The following is a 16,970-nucleotide window of genomic DNA, read 5'->3' on the forward strand; positions in this document are numbered from 1 at the left end:
GTTTCTGTTAATGATTGCAAAAAAAATGAGGGGAGTAAAAACCCTCTCCTCTTAACTCCAATTCTATTTATGGTTCACTTACTTGGGTGGTGGTGGCACATAGCAGTGCGTTACGACGGTGCCCTCAAGAGTACCGTCTTCAAAATAAAACTCAGCCACCCAGGCAAAATCGCCCTGACCTTTGATGTGCCACTCAATAGCTTTTGACTGGCCTTTGTTATCTTTACCAAATGTGGCCATGTGCTTTATGCTTGGTTCAGCACCATTGGCTTCGGTGTACTTGATCTTCAGCCCAAAGTCATAGGAAGTATTGTGAATTTTAGTACTGTTGTTGACCAGGAACGGTCCAAATGATGTATCATCGGTCGTGTTGTACACATTGTCGGCACCCTTGTCGACCACAGTAATATTCACCCATGCGATGTCCGGTCCGGCTAAGGCACTTAAATTATAGAACCCGTCATCATTCTGCCCGCCCTTTGGTCCAGGTAGTGTGGAATATCCTGCCGGTGGAACTGTTTTCCCATGGGGATTCACAGTCTCAGTACAATTGGCTTGATGGGCCATTGCAGCTGGTATGCAGCCTAGCATGGCTACCACCATCAATAAAGCCACCACAAGCTTAACTCTTTTCATGGTATTTTCCCCCTTATATTATATTTTTATTAGATGGTCTATTCGGATCATCTGATAATTAAATAAAGTTATATATTTATTATCATATATACTCTTTGCAAAAATAGAAACAGATGCGCATTATCATCATAATGATACCATCTGGATCGAACACTGGAGTACACTGAAGAAGATCCTTGGAATGCCTTATGCTGAATGGGAAACGATGGGGTTCTCCAAGGGTACATTGCATTACATGAAGCAGAATGCCAAGAGTGATAAGGTTTTTCCCCTGAATGCTCATGTGGGGTAACGGGTATCCTGGAAATAGATACTCAGAATTTTAGTATGTTTATGTATTAATATTTAGCTCCGTAGAAATCCTCTTCCCTAAATTCGAACCCTAAAATAGCTCAAGCGTTTACAAAATACAAATGCTGCCTGTCCGGACAACATGTCCAGTTCAATTTTCATGCGTTGGATACGATCACAACAATATGAGTGCAATACTCCGAAATATTGACACACTATGATAAACTCCCTTCAAAAGGTTCATTTATAATGTATCCTTCCATTCTAATTCCTATGAGAACTGTGATCGTAGACGGTTATGTGGATGAGCCTGCATGTTTCGGGGTCCCGCCATATATCTCCCCATACATACGTTACATAGCCGGTGCCATGCGTGAAAGGGGTATAACAGAGGATGATATCCATTATTTTACCATCGATGGTCTGAGGACAGCAACTCCAGAAGATGTGCTTGCGCTTAAAAAAGCCGACCTTGTGGTCATATTGTCAGGTATCACGGTACCGGGTAAATACCTTCGATCATCTCCCATAACTCCCGGTGAGATCGAGAACATCTGCAGTCTTTCATCAGGTCTGAAAGTCATCGGTGGTCCCATACGTCTTGGTTTCAGCAAAGAAGGTGGTACAGGTGCCAAAGAACTTGGCATCGAAGCAGAAGATGTTGTCATTGCAAAGAAGGACATCGAAGCTTTTGTTTACGATCTCTTCGAGAACGTTTCTTTGCTTGATCCAGAGGATATCGAGCACAGGCTGAGGACAGTAGAAGAGATCGGGATGTGGTCTCGTCTTGGTGCTTTCATCATCGAAAGACATCCGGATTATCCGTATGTCATGTGTGAGCTTGAAACCTATCGTGGATGTGGTCGTAAGATCCACTGCTCTTTCTGCACCGAAAGGTTCTACGGTCCTTCGGATTATCGTCCGGTATCTGATGTGGTCGATGAAGTCTCTTCCCTCTATGCTGCAGGTGCCCGGTATTTCCGTATCGGCAGGCAACCTGATCTGTTTAGTTTCCATGCAAGGGATATCGGTGCGGATATACTGCAACCGGACCCATCTGTCCTGGAATTGCTCTATAGCGGCATACGTAAGGTGGCACCTGAACTTAAGGTCCTTCATATGGACAACGCAAATCCGGCAACCATTGCTGCGTATCCTGAACAGAGCCTTGAGATTATGAAGACCATTATTCGCCATCATACATCCGGTGATATTGCTGCTCTTGGAATGGAAACTGCTGATCCCAATGTGGTGCGTGCTAATGACCTTAAGGCAATGCCGGAAGATGTGCTGGATGTTATCAAAATGATAAATGAAGTTGGTGCTTCAAGGGGTAGCAGTGGACTTCCGGAGCTATTGCCAGGGTTGAACTTCGTTCATGGTCTGCCTGGTGAGACAAAGAATACATTTGGGATGAACTATGCTTTTCTCAAAAGCGTGCTGGATTCAGGTCTTCTTGTGAGAAGGATCAATATCCGTCAGGTCATGGCATTTCCGGATACCCGGGTCTATGGCAACGATGAGCTTGTGGGGAAACACAAGAAGGTATTCCTGAAATACAAGGAAAAGATACGAAAAGAGATAGACCTGCCAATGCTTCGGAAGGTCGTTCCTAAAGGTACTGTACTTCGGGATGTGATGTGTGAAGTACACGATGAGAGTTCAAAGAATGAGCTGACATTTGGCAGGCAGTTCGGTTCCTATCCTTTACTTGTCGGGATACCGCTTACTCTTCCTCTTGGTAAGTTCACTGACGTGGTTATTGTGGGGCATGGTCAGCGTTCTGTAAAGGCCATTCCTTATCCACTTGAAATAAACTCTGCACCTCTGTCTGTTATCAGGGAAATTCCCGGTATAAGTGATCTTGAAGCTTCAAACATCTACAGTGGTGTGCCTTATGCAAATGAAAATGAGATACTGGGGAAAGTGCAGGACGTGGAGAAATTATTGAAATATGTAGTAGTGTGATCCTGGTGCTTTACTTGTCAATTGAATTGCTCATGATATCTGCATCTTTCAGTACCTTCAGGCTCACAAAACTCCCTGCGACTATGTTCGTATAATATGTGAGTGCTCTCCAGGTCAGCACAGTTATACCTATTAAAGCAGGGGATGCAAGCAGTACCGAGAACAGTGAACTTGCACCTAGTTCTGCCACCCCGCTTGCACCAGGGGTTGCAGGTATTATCATTACTATCGTCAGCAGTATCTGTGCTGTGAAGGCAAGCACAATTTGTGGTGGCTGGTTCAGTCCTACTAATATGACCGGCAGGATCGAATAGAGGGCGCAGCGATAGATGATGGTACATATCATCCCGTAGAAAAGTCCTCTTCTTCCCTTTTTCAGCAGATATCGAAGTCCATAGTGGAAATCATCCAGTTCGGTGTCCACTTTCTTTAACAGGTGTGAGATCGCTTCATCGGTTTTCTTTCCATGAAAACGGGTAGTTCTGTTCACCAGAAAATGAATCGTGCTCTTTGTTCGATCAGGCTTCCATATCCCATATATCAGTATTCCAAGGACTGAGAGCAGTACTGCTTCTCCTGTGATAAGTAGAATGTCAAAATTCTCTCCGGGGATAACGCCTCTGAAGATATAGAGTGCCACAGGTGCTGTCAGGAGTATCAAAAAGGCATCAGTGAGCCGCTCACCAATTACCACTGCCGTTGCCTGCCCGATAGGTATCTCGTTCTTCGAAAGAAGATGGACCCTTAGGGCCTCTCCTCCGGCGGAAGATGGTGTGACCGCAGCTACGAGGAGACTGGATATAGCGATCTCAGTGGTTTTAAATGAGCTGATGTCATGACCCATGGATTGGCACATGAACTTTGTGCGAAGTCCCCAGATTATATAAGAAAACACCTGAAGTGCGATGGCAGCGACGATCGCTTCTTTTTTGATGTTAAGGATCGCATCGATGGTGGTCGTGTCCACTGTGAAGAACAGTAGAATTACAATTGATGTAAAGCTTAACAGCAATGAGATTACGAGCCACTTAAAGAATCGATTCATACTTTCAGGTGTTCTGTTATTTAGTCTAATTCAGGGTTGATTATGGTCTCCTTTATCCTTGAGCCGGATTTGATATTGATCTCAGGCCATATCTTTACATCGGAGTGAATGGTGGCATTATCATTGATGTTCACACGGGGACCGATGACCGTTCCGTTCTCCATGCTGCAGTTCCTTCCTATTACCGTATTGTTGTCGATTATTGAACCGGATGCATTGGAGTTGTTTCCGATGGTAACATCGTTGAAGATATATGATGATAATATTCTGCAGTTGTCTTTGATGACACAATTGGAACCAATGGCTGTGTATGGTCCTATCAGGACGTTGTCTCCAATAGTTGTGTTTTCCCCTATGACAATTGGTCCCACAAGTGCAGAGTTCGAACCTACGACCACGTTGTTCCCTATCTTAAGAGGTCCGACGATACGTGCATTTTTGGTTTTGAAGTTACCTTCGATGGAGGTTCCGGGAAGGGAGTCAAGCATCCATCTCTGTGCCTGTCTGTATGCGTTTGCACTTCCCACATCTGTCCAGTGGCCACGCATAAGCATGCCATTGATCTTCCTGTCCTTTTCCATCAATGCAGGGAAAAGGTCCTTTGCGAAATCATATTGTTTTCCTTCAGGTATCCAGTCGAAGATCTCCGGACTGCACATGTATATGCCTGTGCTGGCAAGATTGCTGAAAATTTCTCCAGGGCCTGGTTTTTCAAAAAAGCGGTGTATCCTGTTGTTGACATCCATGTCAGCGATACCGAACTCTCGCGGATCATCAATGGACATCAGTCCGATGGTCACCATGGCATCGTTGGTCTCATGGAAACGGTACATTGTACGGAGACTAAGGTCCATGACATGGTCTCCACCTACAATAATGAATGGTTCATCCTTAAGGTACTCCTCGGCATTCTTCACGCCGCCTGCAGTACCGAGTTTTTTCTCTTCATAGACATAGTCGATATGCACTCCGAACATACGCCCGTCCCCAAGGCTTTCTTCTATCTTTTCTGCCATGTATCCGATCGTAATGACGATGTCGTTGAACCCTTCTTTTGCAAGGTGTTCTATCAGATGCGCAACTGATGGCTTGTTCAGAATAGGTATGCTTGGTTTTGGTCTTTCAAAGGTCAAAGGGCGAAGTCGTGTGCCTTCCCCTCCGCACATGATACATGCTTTCATACTTCAGAAAATGACCTTTTCACTTATATTGTTACCGTTATGAGTTTTTGTAATTAGCTTCTGAAGAATTTAACATCTTTTGCTTTCTGGACAATGATCTCCAGCTCACCTTCATATTCATCCAGTATGCCGGTAACACGCACCTGGTCATTGGTGGAGATCCTTTCATTGATCTCTTCAGCTCCACGGTTGTTTGGTATAAAAACAGTTATGGGTTGTGTGCTGTGGTCAACTTCCAGAATAAGGTGGTCTCCGGTATATGTGATCCGCTTGCTGAGCACCGTTCCTTCTACAAAGACCTTTTCCCCCAGTCCGGATGAATCTGTTAGTGGCCGGATATCTCCCGTCAACTCTCCTGGAAGGTAAGTAAAATAAGCTACTGCCAGTGACAGGATGGCCATCACCAGCAGGACTACTACGATCTTTTCTTCTTTTTCCATCCTTGATCCTTTATTGGTTTGGTTTATTCCTGTCCGATAGATACCAGTGTGATCTTGAAGACAAGTGTCTTTCCGGCAAGGTGATGGTTGTAGTCGATGAATGCATGTGTGTCGTTCATTTTAGCTACCGTTACCTGTCCGTGCTGGGTGTGTAGTGGCATTCCTACTTCAGGCTCGATCCCCATCTCTTTGAGATGATTGATCTCTATTGGCTGGACAAGTTCTTCGTCGTACTCTCCATATGCTTCTGCTGCCGGGATCGTGACCGTACGTTCCTCAGCGATCTCCATTCCAAGTACGCCATCGTCGAAACCTTTGATCATCTGGCCAGCACCCACAGTGAAACCAAGCGGGCTGTAATCCCTTGCAGGGTTGTACTGTCCGGCTTCCTTTGCGGCTTCTTCCAGTGATGTGTCAAAAATTGTTCCATCTTCAAGCTGGCCAATGTAATTGACAGTGATATAATCTCCTTCGTTTACCATAGTATCTTCCTGATCCCCGGAATTGCTTGCACAACCACTAATAAGGACCATGCCTGCAAGTATAACAAGTAATATTGCTTTTTTCATTGGAATCAACATTTCTAACCTTATAATGTGTGATAAGTATTTTGATATTTTATATCTGAGTTTCTATATTGTTTGGCATGGTGTTCCTCTGTAAGACTTAGATGAAGGTTTGTAATAATAAGTATGATTTGATAAGTTATGTAGACTCTTTGTTGTATATCCAATAAATTATATTTCATTGTAACTTCAGTTGCATCGTTTTTAGGCTCATGTAATGGTAGATGCATAGTTATTATTGCTTCTATCGTTCGTTGCAACTTTATTTTTCTGATTTGGTCTGGTGTGCAATGTCTTAGGAATGTTTCTCATTTCATATCCTATTTGACTAATATATACATTCTTCATGAAATACATTAATATCAAAAAGTAACACATATATGATTCAAAAAGACAGTTTTATATACTATATCAGTTTTATTCGTGGCACTCAACTAAACTTGTCTGATTCAATGCAAGATCATATTTGATTTAATATGATGTAAACATTATCAATTTGGGTGGTAGAAATGTTGTTAATAACATACATTCTAAAAGAGATGTTAATTTTTATAAGAGGTGCTTGTGAATGAACATGGTACTTCTCACCGTTGTGGGGATACTGTTGGCCATTTTTCTATTTGGTATTAAGACCGGGATAGGCTGTGGATTTTCTAATCGCAGCACAAAAGAGATCCTTGCGATTGCAGGCAGCTATTTTATTTTATCACTGATAATTGGCAGTCTCATAGGATATGTGGACCAGTCCAATCTCGACCTTATTGCGAGCATGGGTATGTCTCTTCACGTCCTGGTTGCATTGCTCCTGATCGGGGCAGGCATCTATACCCAGAAACAGTGGAACTGTGGCTGTGATGTTTCTCATCGCACATTCCTTGTGATCTCCCTGCCCTGCCCTGTCTGCCTGACAGCACTCTTCATATCCTGTATGCTTCTGGCAACATATATTGAGATAAGTGGGATCCTGATCGGACTGCTTGTGGGTAGTGTGTTCTTCATCTCTGTGGTTGCGTCTTCCCTTCTGTGCAAGATGCTGAACAAGACCCCGGAGACCCTTGGTAACGTCATGATGATCCTTGGTATCTACTATCTCATGGGCGCCATCATTGTGCCTGCTTACATTAAGACAAAACAGATGAACATTCCTGCGTATTCCGCACCGCCTGTGGAGATCCTTCCATTCGTGGCCTTTGCAGCACTGATTGCCGGGGGATTTGTTCTTGATAAAATTAGGAGTAACTAAATATGGCTATTGATTCTTCTTTGTTCCAGATCATGTATACTGCTTCATCAGCCCTGCTGTATCCTGTGGTAATACTTTTGATCCTGGCAGTTACGGTATCGCTTGGTCTGATCGGTGAGTTCATCTCAGAATATGCAAAACGTCATCGAAATGTCAAGGAACTGGAACATATAGGCAGAAACGTTCAGGAGAATGTCAACAATTCCTCCCACGATAATGCCGCATCACATCTTCTAAAACTTGACCAGAACCAGCTTGTTACATCTTTTGCACGTGATGCAGCAGAGCACCTGAAACAGAACTCGCTTTCCTCCATGGACTGGTTGTCCGAAGAATATGAAGTGAGAATGACAAAACGTCTGGAGCAGACCAAGATACTGTCTACGGTAGCCCCTATGCTCGGATTGATGGGAACTTTAATTCCATTGGGCCCTGCACTCATCGGCCTTGCACAGGGTGACATTCTCCAGCTTGCCAACAATCTGATGATCGCCTTTGCCACTACAGTGCTTGGCCTTTTTGCAGGTATCGTGGGGTACACACTTACATTGATCAGGAAGAGATGGTACTGGCAGGATATGGCAGACATCGATTATCTCGTTGATTCCATGGAGTGTAATCAATGAGAAGGAAACGGTATCATCGAACAGGCATCCTCTATGAGGAAGAAGACCAGAGCCCTCTTACCGGAGTGGCTAACCTCTTCGATGTTGCCATGGTGTTCTCAGTAGCTCTATTGGTAGCTCTTGTGATGTCTTACCAGCTACCTGAGCTGCTCAGTCCTACAGATATGACCATCGTAATGAATCCTGGCCAGGAGAATATGAAGATCATAGTCAAGGAAGGGCAGGAGATAGAAGTACTGAACATGACCGATCAGATAGGCGGTGGTACCGGCGATGCTCTTGGAACCGCTTACAAGCTGGCGGATGGTCGTGTGATCTACGTTCCTGATTCCGGAAACGAAACGGGATCATGATTCTTTCAAAAGTGTGTATGGAAACGAACAATAAGAAAATTGAATGAAAATGTGTAGATAATGAAAGTTTGAGACATCCCGGAACAGCCTCCAAGCAAAGTGCCGGGATGTCTTACATATTATCGGGTGGATAACATGCGAAATATAAAACATCAATTATTACTATTAAGTGTATTGATTTTGCTGGCAGTTTCAATGCCAGTGGTATCGGCAGATGAAAACCAAACGAATGTAATGTTTGTGCTGGGCACGGATGTGAATGAAGCATCGTTAACAACTATGTCTTCGCACTCTAACATCACATCCAACCTGACCGTAACGATCTTCAACAGTACCGAAATCGTTCCGGCAGGATTCAATTTCTCGAATTATTCTGTTATATTCATCGAATCACAGTCGGAGAGTGTTGTCAACGACTGGCAAGCGAACTTGACGTCTAATCTGACCACTGCAAAGGACAATGGCAGTGAGGTGATAGGATATAATCTCTCATCCGCTGTGGCCAATGTAGACCTGTATTCAAATGATTACACCGACATCGAACGGTACTGGGTACAGGGTGGCGACACCAACATGGAATCCATGCTCAAGTTCATGGGACAGGAGTTCTGCGATGCATGGGCGAACGAGACCATTCCAGAACCTGTTATTCTGCAGTCCAAACAAAAGATCACCTATATTATCAACTCTGATGCCAGCAGGTACTATCTTTCTCAGGTCCTGTCAGAGAGAAGTGTGATCACAGACCGTTTCGATGTCACTGTAATGGATGGTGAAGAGGCTGCAGCAAACCTGACAGATGTTTCTGACCAGGACGTTATCATGATGTATATGATCGGTGCCAATACGCTTCCGGAGTTCAAGGATGAACTTCTTGCTGCAAAAGCTAGTGGTACACAGATCGGCATGTTTGGCATGAACGATGTGTATAACATCAGTACCATCGATATGAAGAACCCACCCCACAGTGCCATGCAGGATTACTTCTACAATGGTGGATATGCGAACATGGAGAACTGGATTCGCTGCATAGGGGCAACTCTTGAAGAGGCCTACATCGAGTACTCTCCAGCAGGACCTCCATCGATTCCTAACAATGGGATCTATCATCCAGATGCGTTCCCGAGGATCTTCGAGAACAGTTCAGAATACCTTGATTGGTACGCAGACAACGGATACAATGCATCTGCACCGACCATCGGTATAATCGCCTCCAGCAATATCGGAAAGACATCCATCGATTTCAATACCGATGATGAGATTATCAGGAATCTGGAATCAAAGGGATGTAATGTCATCTATACCACCAAGAAGGTGTGTAGCGATGATGTGGAATATTTCACCAACAATGGTACAGTGCTTGTGGACTCCATAATCTCCCTGAAAGGGTTCTATTTCAACTACTACCATCAGGATGAAGGTGTGGAATACCTGAAGGGTTACGATGTTCCTGTGATAAAAGCTGTGCTTGACTATTACAATACTCCTGATGAGTACAATGCCAGCGTACACGGAGTAAGCCCATCATCGCTCGCTTTCCAGGTGACCCAACCCGAGATCGATGGATGTATCGATTATATATGGATCGCTGGTAGGGCTACAGACCCGGTCACCCAGCAGAAATACTATGAACCCCTGATGTACCAGTTGGACTGGATGTGTGACCGTGCGATCTCATGGGCAGAGCTTGGTCATGCCAGCAACGCCGATAAGAAGGTGACCATCATCTACTACAACCATGAAGGTGGCAAGAACAACATCGGTGCCAGCTACCTGGACATCTCTTCCAGTTTCACATTGCTGCTTGAACAGATGCGAACAGCAGGTTACGATGTAGGCAACGGTACCATTCCAAATGGCAGTGAGTTCATCGATCGTTTCATTGAGAGCAGGAATGTTGGATCATGGGCGCCAGGTGAACTTGAGAAGGTTGTCAACTCAGGCAATGTCACGCTGGTACCAAAGGACGAATATCTTGCATGGTACAACACCCTGCCGCAGTCCGTTCGGGATGAGGTTGAAGCACGATGGGGTGAAGCACCAGGCAACATCATGGTGTATGAAGACAACTTTGTGATCCCCACAGTACAGCTTGGGAACATCAACTTTATACCACAGCCGACCAGAGGCGACCTGTCCGATGAATCAGCCATGTACCACGACAAGGAACTGCCACCTACACACCAGTATCTTGCGACCTATTACTGGATCAACAATGTCTATAATGCCGATGCCATGATCCATTTCGGTACGCACGGCACGCAGGAATGGCTGCCGGGCAAAGAGGTTGGCCTGTGGAAGTATGATTACCCATCCATCATGGTGGCAGATACACCTGTGGTATATCCATACATCATGGACAATGTTGGTGAGGGTACTCAGGCCAAACGCCGGGGCAATGCAGTGATCATAGACCACCTGGTTCCGGCAATAACAAATGCAGGACTGTATGGTGAACTGGCAACAATGCATGACAAGCTACATAGGTATGAAGAGGCCAAGAGTACCAATAATACTGCAATGATGGCACTCTATCGCGATAGTATGATCGGGCTTTACACAAATCTTTCAATGGAAAATGATCTTGGTGTAACTCCTGATCAACTCAGGGCAATGACAGAAGATGATTATACGAACTTCATTTCAGTCACTCTCCATGACTATCTGCATAAACTGCAGGGTACGCTCATGCCTCTTGGACTCCATACCTTTGGTGTCGCACCACAGGATGAGAAACTTGTCTGTATGGTCAAATCAATGCTTCGCAGCGGTTTCATTGATCACATAACAAATCTCTTTCCTTATGTCAGTGGACATGAAGATGATTGGGAGGTTGCAACCGAACAGCGTGCCAATGATTTGTTGAATGCCACATTACTCAATGGGACGGATGTTTCAACTGCTCAGTTAAATGTGCTGAACCTCACCGACGTGAACATCACGGCAGATCTGAATCTGGCAATCGAATATTCTGTATTCCTGAGCCAGACCTCTCGTGAGATCGATGAGACATTGCATGCTCTCAATGCAGGATATATTGAGCCCGGTCCAGGAAATGATCCGATACGGAATCCGGAAGCTCTGCCAACAGGTAGGAACTTCTACAGTTTCGACCAGAGAAAGTTCCCTGATGTGGAAACAACAGCTATGGGTGCGACCCTTGCGGACCAGCTGGTGCAGCAGCACTATGACACACACAACAACACCTATCCGAACAAGGTGGCTTATGTTCTCTGGTCTGTGGAGACAATGCGTCATCATGGACTCATGGAAGCTCAGATCTACTCTCTGCTTGGTGTCGAACCTGTACGAAGCTGGGGTAGGATCACAGGTTTTGAGGTTATTTCTCTGGAGAACATGACACATCCAAGGATCGATGTGGTCATTACACCTTCTGGACTGTACAGGGATACGTTCCCGTATCAGCTTGAGCTGATCGATGAGGCGGTCCGAACAGTTGCAGCACTCAACGAGACTAATCAAACGAACTATGTCAGGTGGAATTCCCTGAAGATGGAAGACGCACTTCTGGCCAGTGGGTACAATAACACCACGGCACAGGCGATCTCACAGTCCAGGATATTCAGTGAATCACCGGGTTCATACGGTACCGGACTTCCGGGTGTTGTAACTGCGAGTGAGACATGGGACAGTGAAGACAAACTTGCTGACCTGTACATGTCACGCATGTCCAACATCTATGGGCAGGACATGTGGGGTGAGAGCTATGAAGACGTGTTCAGGATGAACCTGATGGATGTTGATGCAGCTGTACACAGTGATACCTCAAACCTGTACGGACTCATCGATAATGATGACTTCTATCAGTACCTCGGAGGTCTTGGACTTGCGGTGAGGTCGCTGACAGGGGAGAATCCCGAAATGTATGTGGCCGACCTGACAAGTGTGGATGATCCAGGGATCATTACCTTGAACGAAGCGTTCAGGAATGAATTGCGTGCACGGAACTTCAATCCTAAATGGATATCCGGAATGATGGAATATGATTACGCCGGCGCCAGAGAATTCATGAAATTTACCGATAATCTGTGGGGCTGGGACGTCATGACACCCGACATGGTCACGGATTCTGATTGGAATGAGATCTACGACATCTATGTTATGGATAAGTATGATCTTGATGTGGATGAGTTCCTCAAAACCGAGAATCCATATCAATATCAATCCATACTCACTAGAATGATAGAGACTGACAGGAAAGAATACTGGGATGCATCGGATGAGACACTTCAGAACCTTGTGAGGGAATACGCCGAGTCTGTGGTTGAAGATGGTGTCACGTGCTGTCACCATACCTGTGGAAATGCTCTGCTTAACGAGTACATACAGGGTATAATGTCCGTACCCGGAGTTGTGTCACAGGAAACCATCGATGAGTACAACAGATTGATGGAAGAGGCCACACAGAGGAATGCTCAATCATCAGCGCCCAGTACACGCAGCAGCAGCGGATCGACTGCATCTGCTTCAATCGTCAATAGCACCAGCACAAGCAGTGATGATGGGGGATATGGAACTACAACCGACCAGCCAGCAGATGCTTCACAGCAAAGCACACCAGACAACTATGTTGAAGGGTATGAAATGACAAAAGAATCCACAACAAGTGATTCAGCCTCGTCGTCTACATCCTTCTCCGGTGCTGATATTTTAGGCAGTGTGTTGGTAGTGTTAGCCGTTGCTGTCATAACTATCGGATTTAGAAGAAGGCGACTCTAAGTCATGAACACCCATTCGGGTGTTCTTTTCTTTTTTTTATTTCTCTGTTTTTCTCATTAATTTGTTTTATTGCACAAATACCATCACGTAAAACAATTATAATTAAAAATAATTAAAGTTTGTTTTATTACGAATGAGTTTTTACTACTTCCTTATCTGATCTTCTGGGGTTGATCAAAATGATAACGGATCCAATTTGTAAAGCTCATGTAACTGAGAACAGTACTTATGTCACGGATTATGGCGGGAAGAGGTACTACTTTTGTTCTGCGGAATGCAAGAATAAGTTCGATCAGCTCGAAAAGAGTGTGATACGCCTGAAGCGTAACATTGGTGAGCGTGAGAGGATCTCTTTTGGTAAGCTCAAAAAAGAGATAATTAACCTTGGCATTTGCACTTTGTGTGGTGCCTGTGTTTCTTCCTGTGAATCCATAGCTTTTGTGGGCAATCAGCCCAAACTGATCGATAAATGTACGGCATGCGGTGTTTGCTATAACCAGTGCCCGAGAACCGTTACAAGGGAAGAGGACCTTGTCGGGAAGCTCAGGTTCGGATATGCTGCCAGGTCTTCAATTCCCGGCTTTAAAGGGCAGGATGGCGGTGTTGTCACCTCACTGCTTGCATACGGGCTTGAGGAAGGCCTGCTGGATTGTGCCATAGTCACAAGGAGGTCGGAAGATGACCCCTGGAAAGCTGAACCTTTTATTGCAACTACCGCGGATGAACTCTTTGATTCTGCAGGAAGTATCTATTCTCACAGCATGACCATGGAACCACTGATGAGCGCCATCAAGCAGGGTATGAGGAGCATTGCATTTGTTGGGCCGAGTTGTAATATAGATGCTGTTCACAAGATGCAGACGAGCCCATATGGCTTCCTTCATCTGTTCCTGAGGGCAAAGGTCCTGAAGTTCGGCCTTTTTTGTATGGATAGCTTCGAGCATGAGGGTATAAGGGAATTTGTGGAAACACATGGAATGGACCTGAATGACATCGAGTCCATGAAGATCCGTAAAGGTGTCTTTGAATTTGGCATAGCTGACGGTATAAAGAGCTACGATCTCTCAGAACTGGACCGGTACAGGTCTACCTCCTGCAAGTTCTGTACCGATATGGCTGCTGAGAATTCGGATATCTCCTTCGGGGGCGTGGGAACTCCGCAGGGCTGGAGTACTGTCCTGGCGCGCTCATCGATTGGATAGGAGATACTCTGTGAAGCGATCGACAATGGCTACATCGAGGCCAGACGTCTTGAGAATAAGGAAATGGACCGTGCCGTCAATCTTGCAAAGATGAAGAAGGTACAGATGTATGCCTTAAATCGCAGGCAGCAAGCCTGACTTCATGTTATATTTTCAAAATATCCATTGGTGGAAATAGTTCAAAGTAAAAGAAATCAATATTGGTGGACCGGTCGGGAATTGAACCCGAGGCCTCTACCATGCCAAGGTAGCGATCTTCCCCTGATCTACCGGCCCAATATCTAAACCATACTTACCATTATCTAAAATAAAGCTATCGCTGTATAATGCTGGCGTTTCTTCTCACACCATTTATTTTTTCATAATGACGGCATCTATGCGCGAAATGTTAATATACTAGAATGTGTATTGTGTAGCTCGTACGATGAACAACATCGTGCAAGATACGCATTGGGCCCGTAGCTTAGCTAGGTGGAGCGTTCGGCTGATAACCGAAAGGTCCTGAGTTCGAATCTCAGCGGGCCCACCATCATTACTTTTCTGAAGATTTCTATATTTATTGTTCTATCTACTTTATCTAAATTAGTTCATTGTTTTTCACGACTTTTCAAACTACATACATTCAACTAGTTCCTTCAATTAGCCATAGCTGATTGTTGTTTCTGCCTTCTCGTGACATTGGTAATACTGTATTTGAGGTGTTGAGCGAAGCGAAACATCTCGAACCGCGCTCCAGAAGCGTGATCTGGATCTGGGTGAGGTTACCGATATAATATAAAAAGAAAAACATAAAATTTATAAACCAATAGATAATATCCCCTTTATAAAATACCTACTATAATGGTGGACATATGAATAATGGTGGACATATGAATAATGGTGAATATTATGTGGATGATGAAGACAGCGAGATGGTCTTGCTCCTTCAGAAACTGAATGTTTCAAAGCCTGTGGCAAAGACACTTGCTTGTTTATTAACTGCTGAAAAGATAACTTCCCGTGAGGTCGAGATGATGTCACGTTTAAGGCAACCAGAGGTCAGTATTGCCATGACCTATCTTCAGAAGAACAACTGGGTAGAGGTCGAAGAAGTAAAGAAGAAACAGGGGAAGGGCAGACCTATTAAAGTGTATACTCTAACTGTTCCAATGGATGATATCATTGATACCATAGAGCAGAAGGTTATATCTGAGAATCAAATGATGCTGGAGAACATTGAAAGGCTGAAAGGCCTTTCATGATCTTCTTTTCTAATTACATTCTATCTATTTATTTATCAAGTAATTCTATTGTCAATTATTTCAAGATCGTTTTTTGATCTATTATCTGTCCTATTTCTCCTGTTTGCAGCTGTGGACAGATACACATATTTATCTGTTTACTGTAGTATTCAGTAAGCAAGTGATACAGGAGTTAGTCTTTTGAGTACCATAAGCGAGAAAATATTTAGCAGGGCAAGCGGAAAAGAAGCAAAAGCAAACGAGTTTATCATGGCGAACGTGGACTATGCCATGGCTCATGATGGCACCAGTGTGCTTGCAGTAAGATCGTTCAAAAAAATGGGCCTTGAAAAGGTATGGGACCCAAAACGTATTGTAATTCCATTTGATCATCTCACTCCGGCAAACACGGAAACAACTGCTGCATTGCATCACGATATAAGGGAGTGGATCGCAGAGCAGGGAATCCCCAACTTCTTTGATGTGGGTGAAGGCATTTGCCATCAGGTGCTTCCTGAGAACGGCTTTGCAATGCCTGGTAAGCTTGTAGTTGGTGCAGATTCCCATTCATGTACTTACGGTGCTTTCGGGGCATTTGGGACCGGTGTGGGAGCTACTGACATGTCCGAGATATTTGCCGCAGGCAAGCTGTGGTTCAAGGTTCCTGAGACGATCAAGGTGACAGCCCGGGGTAAACTGGGTAAGCATGTGCTTGCCAAGGATGTGACCCTCAAGACCATTGGTACAGTGGGTGCTGCCGGGGCTACATACAAGGCCGCAGAGTTTTATGGTGACACCATCACAGATCTTTCAATATCCGGCAGGATGACGCTGTGTAACATGGCGATCGAAATGGGTGGTAAGGCCGGTATCGTACCGCCTGATAAGAAGACATTCGATTTCCTTGAAGGCAGGGCTGTTGAAGAGTATGAACCTGTCTACGCCGATGAGGATGCTGAATACTGCGCTGAATATGATATCGATGCAGCAAACCTCGAGCCGCAGGTTGCTCGTCCTCATCAGGTGGACAATGTATGTGATGTCATGGAAGTTGCCGGCACAAAGGTGGACCAGGTGTTCATCGGCACATGCACCAATGGAAGGCTCGAAGACCTTGAAATTGCCGCTGATATCCTTAAAGGTGAGAAAGTGGCTGTCAGGACCCTCGTTATTCCTGCATCACGCTCTATAATGATCGAAGCTATTCGAAATGGAACTGCTGAAACATTATTAGAGGCAGGCGCGACCCTTGGAACTCCCGGATGTGGTCCATGTCTTGGAGGTCACATGGGTGTTATCGCTGAAGGTGAAGTGTGCATCTCTACAGCAAACCGCAATTTCAGAGGCAGGATGGGTACTGGTGGTCAGATCTATCTGGCATCCCCTGTAACAGCTGCAGCGTCTGCGCTGACCGGTGAGATCAGCGATCCAAGGACCGTTTGAATAGTATTTATGTGGA

Annotated in this window: 13 protein-coding genes and 2 tRNA genes; 9 read left to right on the forward strand and 6 right to left on the reverse strand. The window is 44.9% G+C overall.

What is annotated here, in order from left to right:
• Window positions 1-78: 78 nt before the first annotated feature.
• Complete coding sequence (locus BMX02_RS04960) at window positions 79-636, reverse strand: hypothetical protein (protein ID WP_091689584.1); 558 nt, start codon at window positions 634-636, stop codon at window positions 79-81.
• Between the two features lie 564 nt (window positions 637-1,200).
• On the opposite strand from BMX02_RS04960, the gene BMX02_RS04970 reads away from it, so the two are divergent.
• On the forward strand, window positions 1,201-2,895 hold the full coding sequence (locus tag BMX02_RS04970; protein ID WP_091689682.1) for a radical SAM protein: 1,695 nt from the start codon (window positions 1,201-1,203) through the stop codon (window positions 2,893-2,895).
• Between the two features lie 10 nt (window positions 2,896-2,905).
• Here the strand turns inward: BMX02_RS04970 and BMX02_RS04975 are convergent, their stop codons facing one another.
• From BMX02_RS04975 to BMX02_RS04990, 4 genes are read right to left on the reverse strand one after another with little or no spacing between them, the layout of a single operon-like run.
• On the reverse strand, window positions 2,906-3,940 hold the full coding sequence (locus tag BMX02_RS04975; protein WP_091689585.1) for a lysylphosphatidylglycerol synthase transmembrane domain-containing protein: 1,035 nt from the start codon (window positions 3,938-3,940) through the stop codon (window positions 2,906-2,908).
• Window positions 3,941-3,960: 20 nt separating this feature from the next.
• On the reverse strand, window positions 3,961-5,121 hold the full coding sequence (locus BMX02_RS04980; protein WP_091689586.1) for a nucleotidyltransferase family protein: 1,161 nt from the start codon (window positions 5,119-5,121) through the stop codon (window positions 3,961-3,963).
• Between the two features lie 53 nt (window positions 5,122-5,174).
• Window positions 5,175-5,561 (reverse strand): OB-fold nucleic acid binding domain-containing protein, encoded by a 387-nt coding sequence (locus tag BMX02_RS04985; protein WP_091689587.1) that lies wholly within the window; start codon window positions 5,559-5,561, stop codon window positions 5,175-5,177.
• Between the two features lie 23 nt (window positions 5,562-5,584).
• Entirely contained in the window at window positions 5,585-6,130 is a 546-nt protein-coding gene (locus BMX02_RS04990; protein WP_244624837.1) for an FKBP-type peptidyl-prolyl cis-trans isomerase, read from the reverse strand.
• A 565-nt stretch (window positions 6,131-6,695) separates the two neighbouring features.
• Here BMX02_RS04990 and BMX02_RS04995 point away from each other — a divergent pair.
• The 5 genes from BMX02_RS04995 (at window position 6,696) to BMX02_RS05015 (ending at window position 14,291) form a co-directional block, all read left to right on the forward strand.
• The gene (locus BMX02_RS04995; protein ID WP_091689588.1) at window positions 6,696-7,370 is read left to right on the forward strand and encodes a DUF2162 domain-containing protein; all 675 of its coding nucleotides are present in this window, start codon (window positions 6,696-6,698) and stop codon (window positions 7,368-7,370) included.
• A gap of 2 nt (window positions 7,371-7,372) precedes the next feature.
• A complete protein-coding gene (locus tag BMX02_RS05000) occupies window positions 7,373-7,996 on the forward strand; it encodes a MotA/TolQ/ExbB proton channel family protein (protein WP_091689589.1) in 624 nt (207 codons plus the stop codon).
• Window positions 7,993-8,349, forward strand: a complete 357-nt coding sequence (locus BMX02_RS05005) for a DUF2149 domain-containing protein (protein ID WP_091689590.1) — start codon at window positions 7,993-7,995, stop codon at window positions 8,347-8,349. The genes BMX02_RS05000 and BMX02_RS05005 overlap by 4 nt, the downstream gene beginning before the upstream one ends.
• Window positions 8,350-8,484: 135 nt before the next feature.
• Window positions 8,485-13,089, forward strand: a complete 4,605-nt coding sequence (locus BMX02_RS05010; protein ID WP_091689591.1) for a cobaltochelatase subunit CobN — start codon at window positions 8,485-8,487, stop codon at window positions 13,087-13,089.
• Between the two features lie 179 nt (window positions 13,090-13,268).
• On the forward strand, window positions 13,269-14,291 hold the full coding sequence (locus BMX02_RS05015; RefSeq protein ID WP_342210515.1) for a Coenzyme F420 hydrogenase/dehydrogenase, beta subunit C-terminal domain: 1,023 nt from the start codon (window positions 13,269-13,271) through the stop codon (window positions 14,289-14,291).
• 201 nt (window positions 14,292-14,492) lie between these two features.
• Here BMX02_RS05015 and BMX02_RS05020 read toward each other — a convergent pair.
• Window positions 14,493-14,567 (reverse strand) — tRNA-Ala (locus BMX02_RS05020).
• A 176-nt stretch (window positions 14,568-14,743) separates the two neighbouring features.
• Between BMX02_RS05020 and BMX02_RS05025 the strand changes: the two genes are divergently transcribed.
• The 3 genes from BMX02_RS05025 (at window position 14,744) to BMX02_RS05035 (ending at window position 16,954) form a co-directional block, all read left to right on the forward strand.
• Window positions 14,744-14,820 (forward strand) — tRNA-Ile (locus BMX02_RS05025).
• Between the two features lie 340 nt (window positions 14,821-15,160).
• The gene (locus BMX02_RS05030) at window positions 15,161-15,532 is read left to right on the forward strand and encodes an MreA family transcriptional regulator (protein WP_177165250.1); all 372 of its coding nucleotides are present in this window, start codon (window positions 15,161-15,163) and stop codon (window positions 15,530-15,532) included.
• Window positions 15,533-15,721: 189 nt separating this feature from the next.
• Window positions 15,722-16,954: a 3-isopropylmalate dehydratase large subunit gene (locus BMX02_RS05035; protein WP_280176507.1), complete on the forward strand. Its 1,233-nt coding sequence runs from the start codon at window positions 15,722-15,724 to the stop codon at window positions 16,952-16,954.
• Window positions 16,955-16,970 lie beyond the last annotated feature (16 nt).

Source organism: Methanococcoides vulcani (assembly GCF_900111645.1).
GTDB classification, from domain to species: domain Archaea; phylum Halobacteriota; class Methanosarcinia; order Methanosarcinales; family Methanosarcinaceae; genus Methanococcoides; species Methanococcoides vulcani.

Excerpts from the sequence above, each read along its gene's own strand:
- BMX02_RS04960 (WP_091689584.1), bottom strand. The coding sequence starts at position 636 with ATGAAAAGAGTTAAGCTTGTGGTGGCTTTATTGATGGTGGTAGCCATG.
- BMX02_RS04970 (WP_091689682.1), top strand. The coding sequence starts at position 1,201 with ATGAGAACTGTGATCGTAGACGGTTATGTGGATGAGCCTGCATGTTTC.
- BMX02_RS04975 (WP_091689585.1), bottom strand. The coding sequence starts at position 3,940 with ATGAATCGATTCTTTAAGTGGCTCGTAATCTCATTGCTGTTAAGCTTT.
- BMX02_RS04980 (WP_091689586.1), bottom strand. The coding sequence starts at position 5,121 with ATGAAAGCATGTATCATGTGCGGAGGGGAAGGCACACGACTTCGCCCT.
- BMX02_RS04985 (WP_091689587.1), bottom strand. The coding sequence starts at position 5,561 with ATGGAAAAAGAAGAAAAGATCGTAGTAGTCCTGCTGGTGATGGCCATC.
- BMX02_RS04990 (WP_244624837.1), bottom strand. The coding sequence starts at position 6,130 with ATGAAAAAAGCAATATTACTTGTTATACTTGCAGGCATGGTCCTTATT.
- BMX02_RS04995 (WP_091689588.1), top strand. The coding sequence starts at position 6,696 with ATGAACATGGTACTTCTCACCGTTGTGGGGATACTGTTGGCCATTTTT.
- BMX02_RS05000 (WP_091689589.1), top strand. The coding sequence starts at position 7,373 with ATGGCTATTGATTCTTCTTTGTTCCAGATCATGTATACTGCTTCATCA.
- BMX02_RS05005 (WP_091689590.1), top strand. The coding sequence starts at position 7,993 with ATGAGAAGGAAACGGTATCATCGAACAGGCATCCTCTATGAGGAAGAA.
- BMX02_RS05010 (WP_091689591.1), top strand. The coding sequence starts at position 8,485 with ATGCGAAATATAAAACATCAATTATTACTATTAAGTGTATTGATTTTG.
- BMX02_RS05015 (WP_342210515.1), top strand. The coding sequence starts at position 13,269 with ATGATAACGGATCCAATTTGTAAAGCTCATGTAACTGAGAACAGTACT.
- BMX02_RS05030 (WP_177165250.1), top strand. The coding sequence starts at position 15,161 with ATGAATAATGGTGAATATTATGTGGATGATGAAGACAGCGAGATGGTC.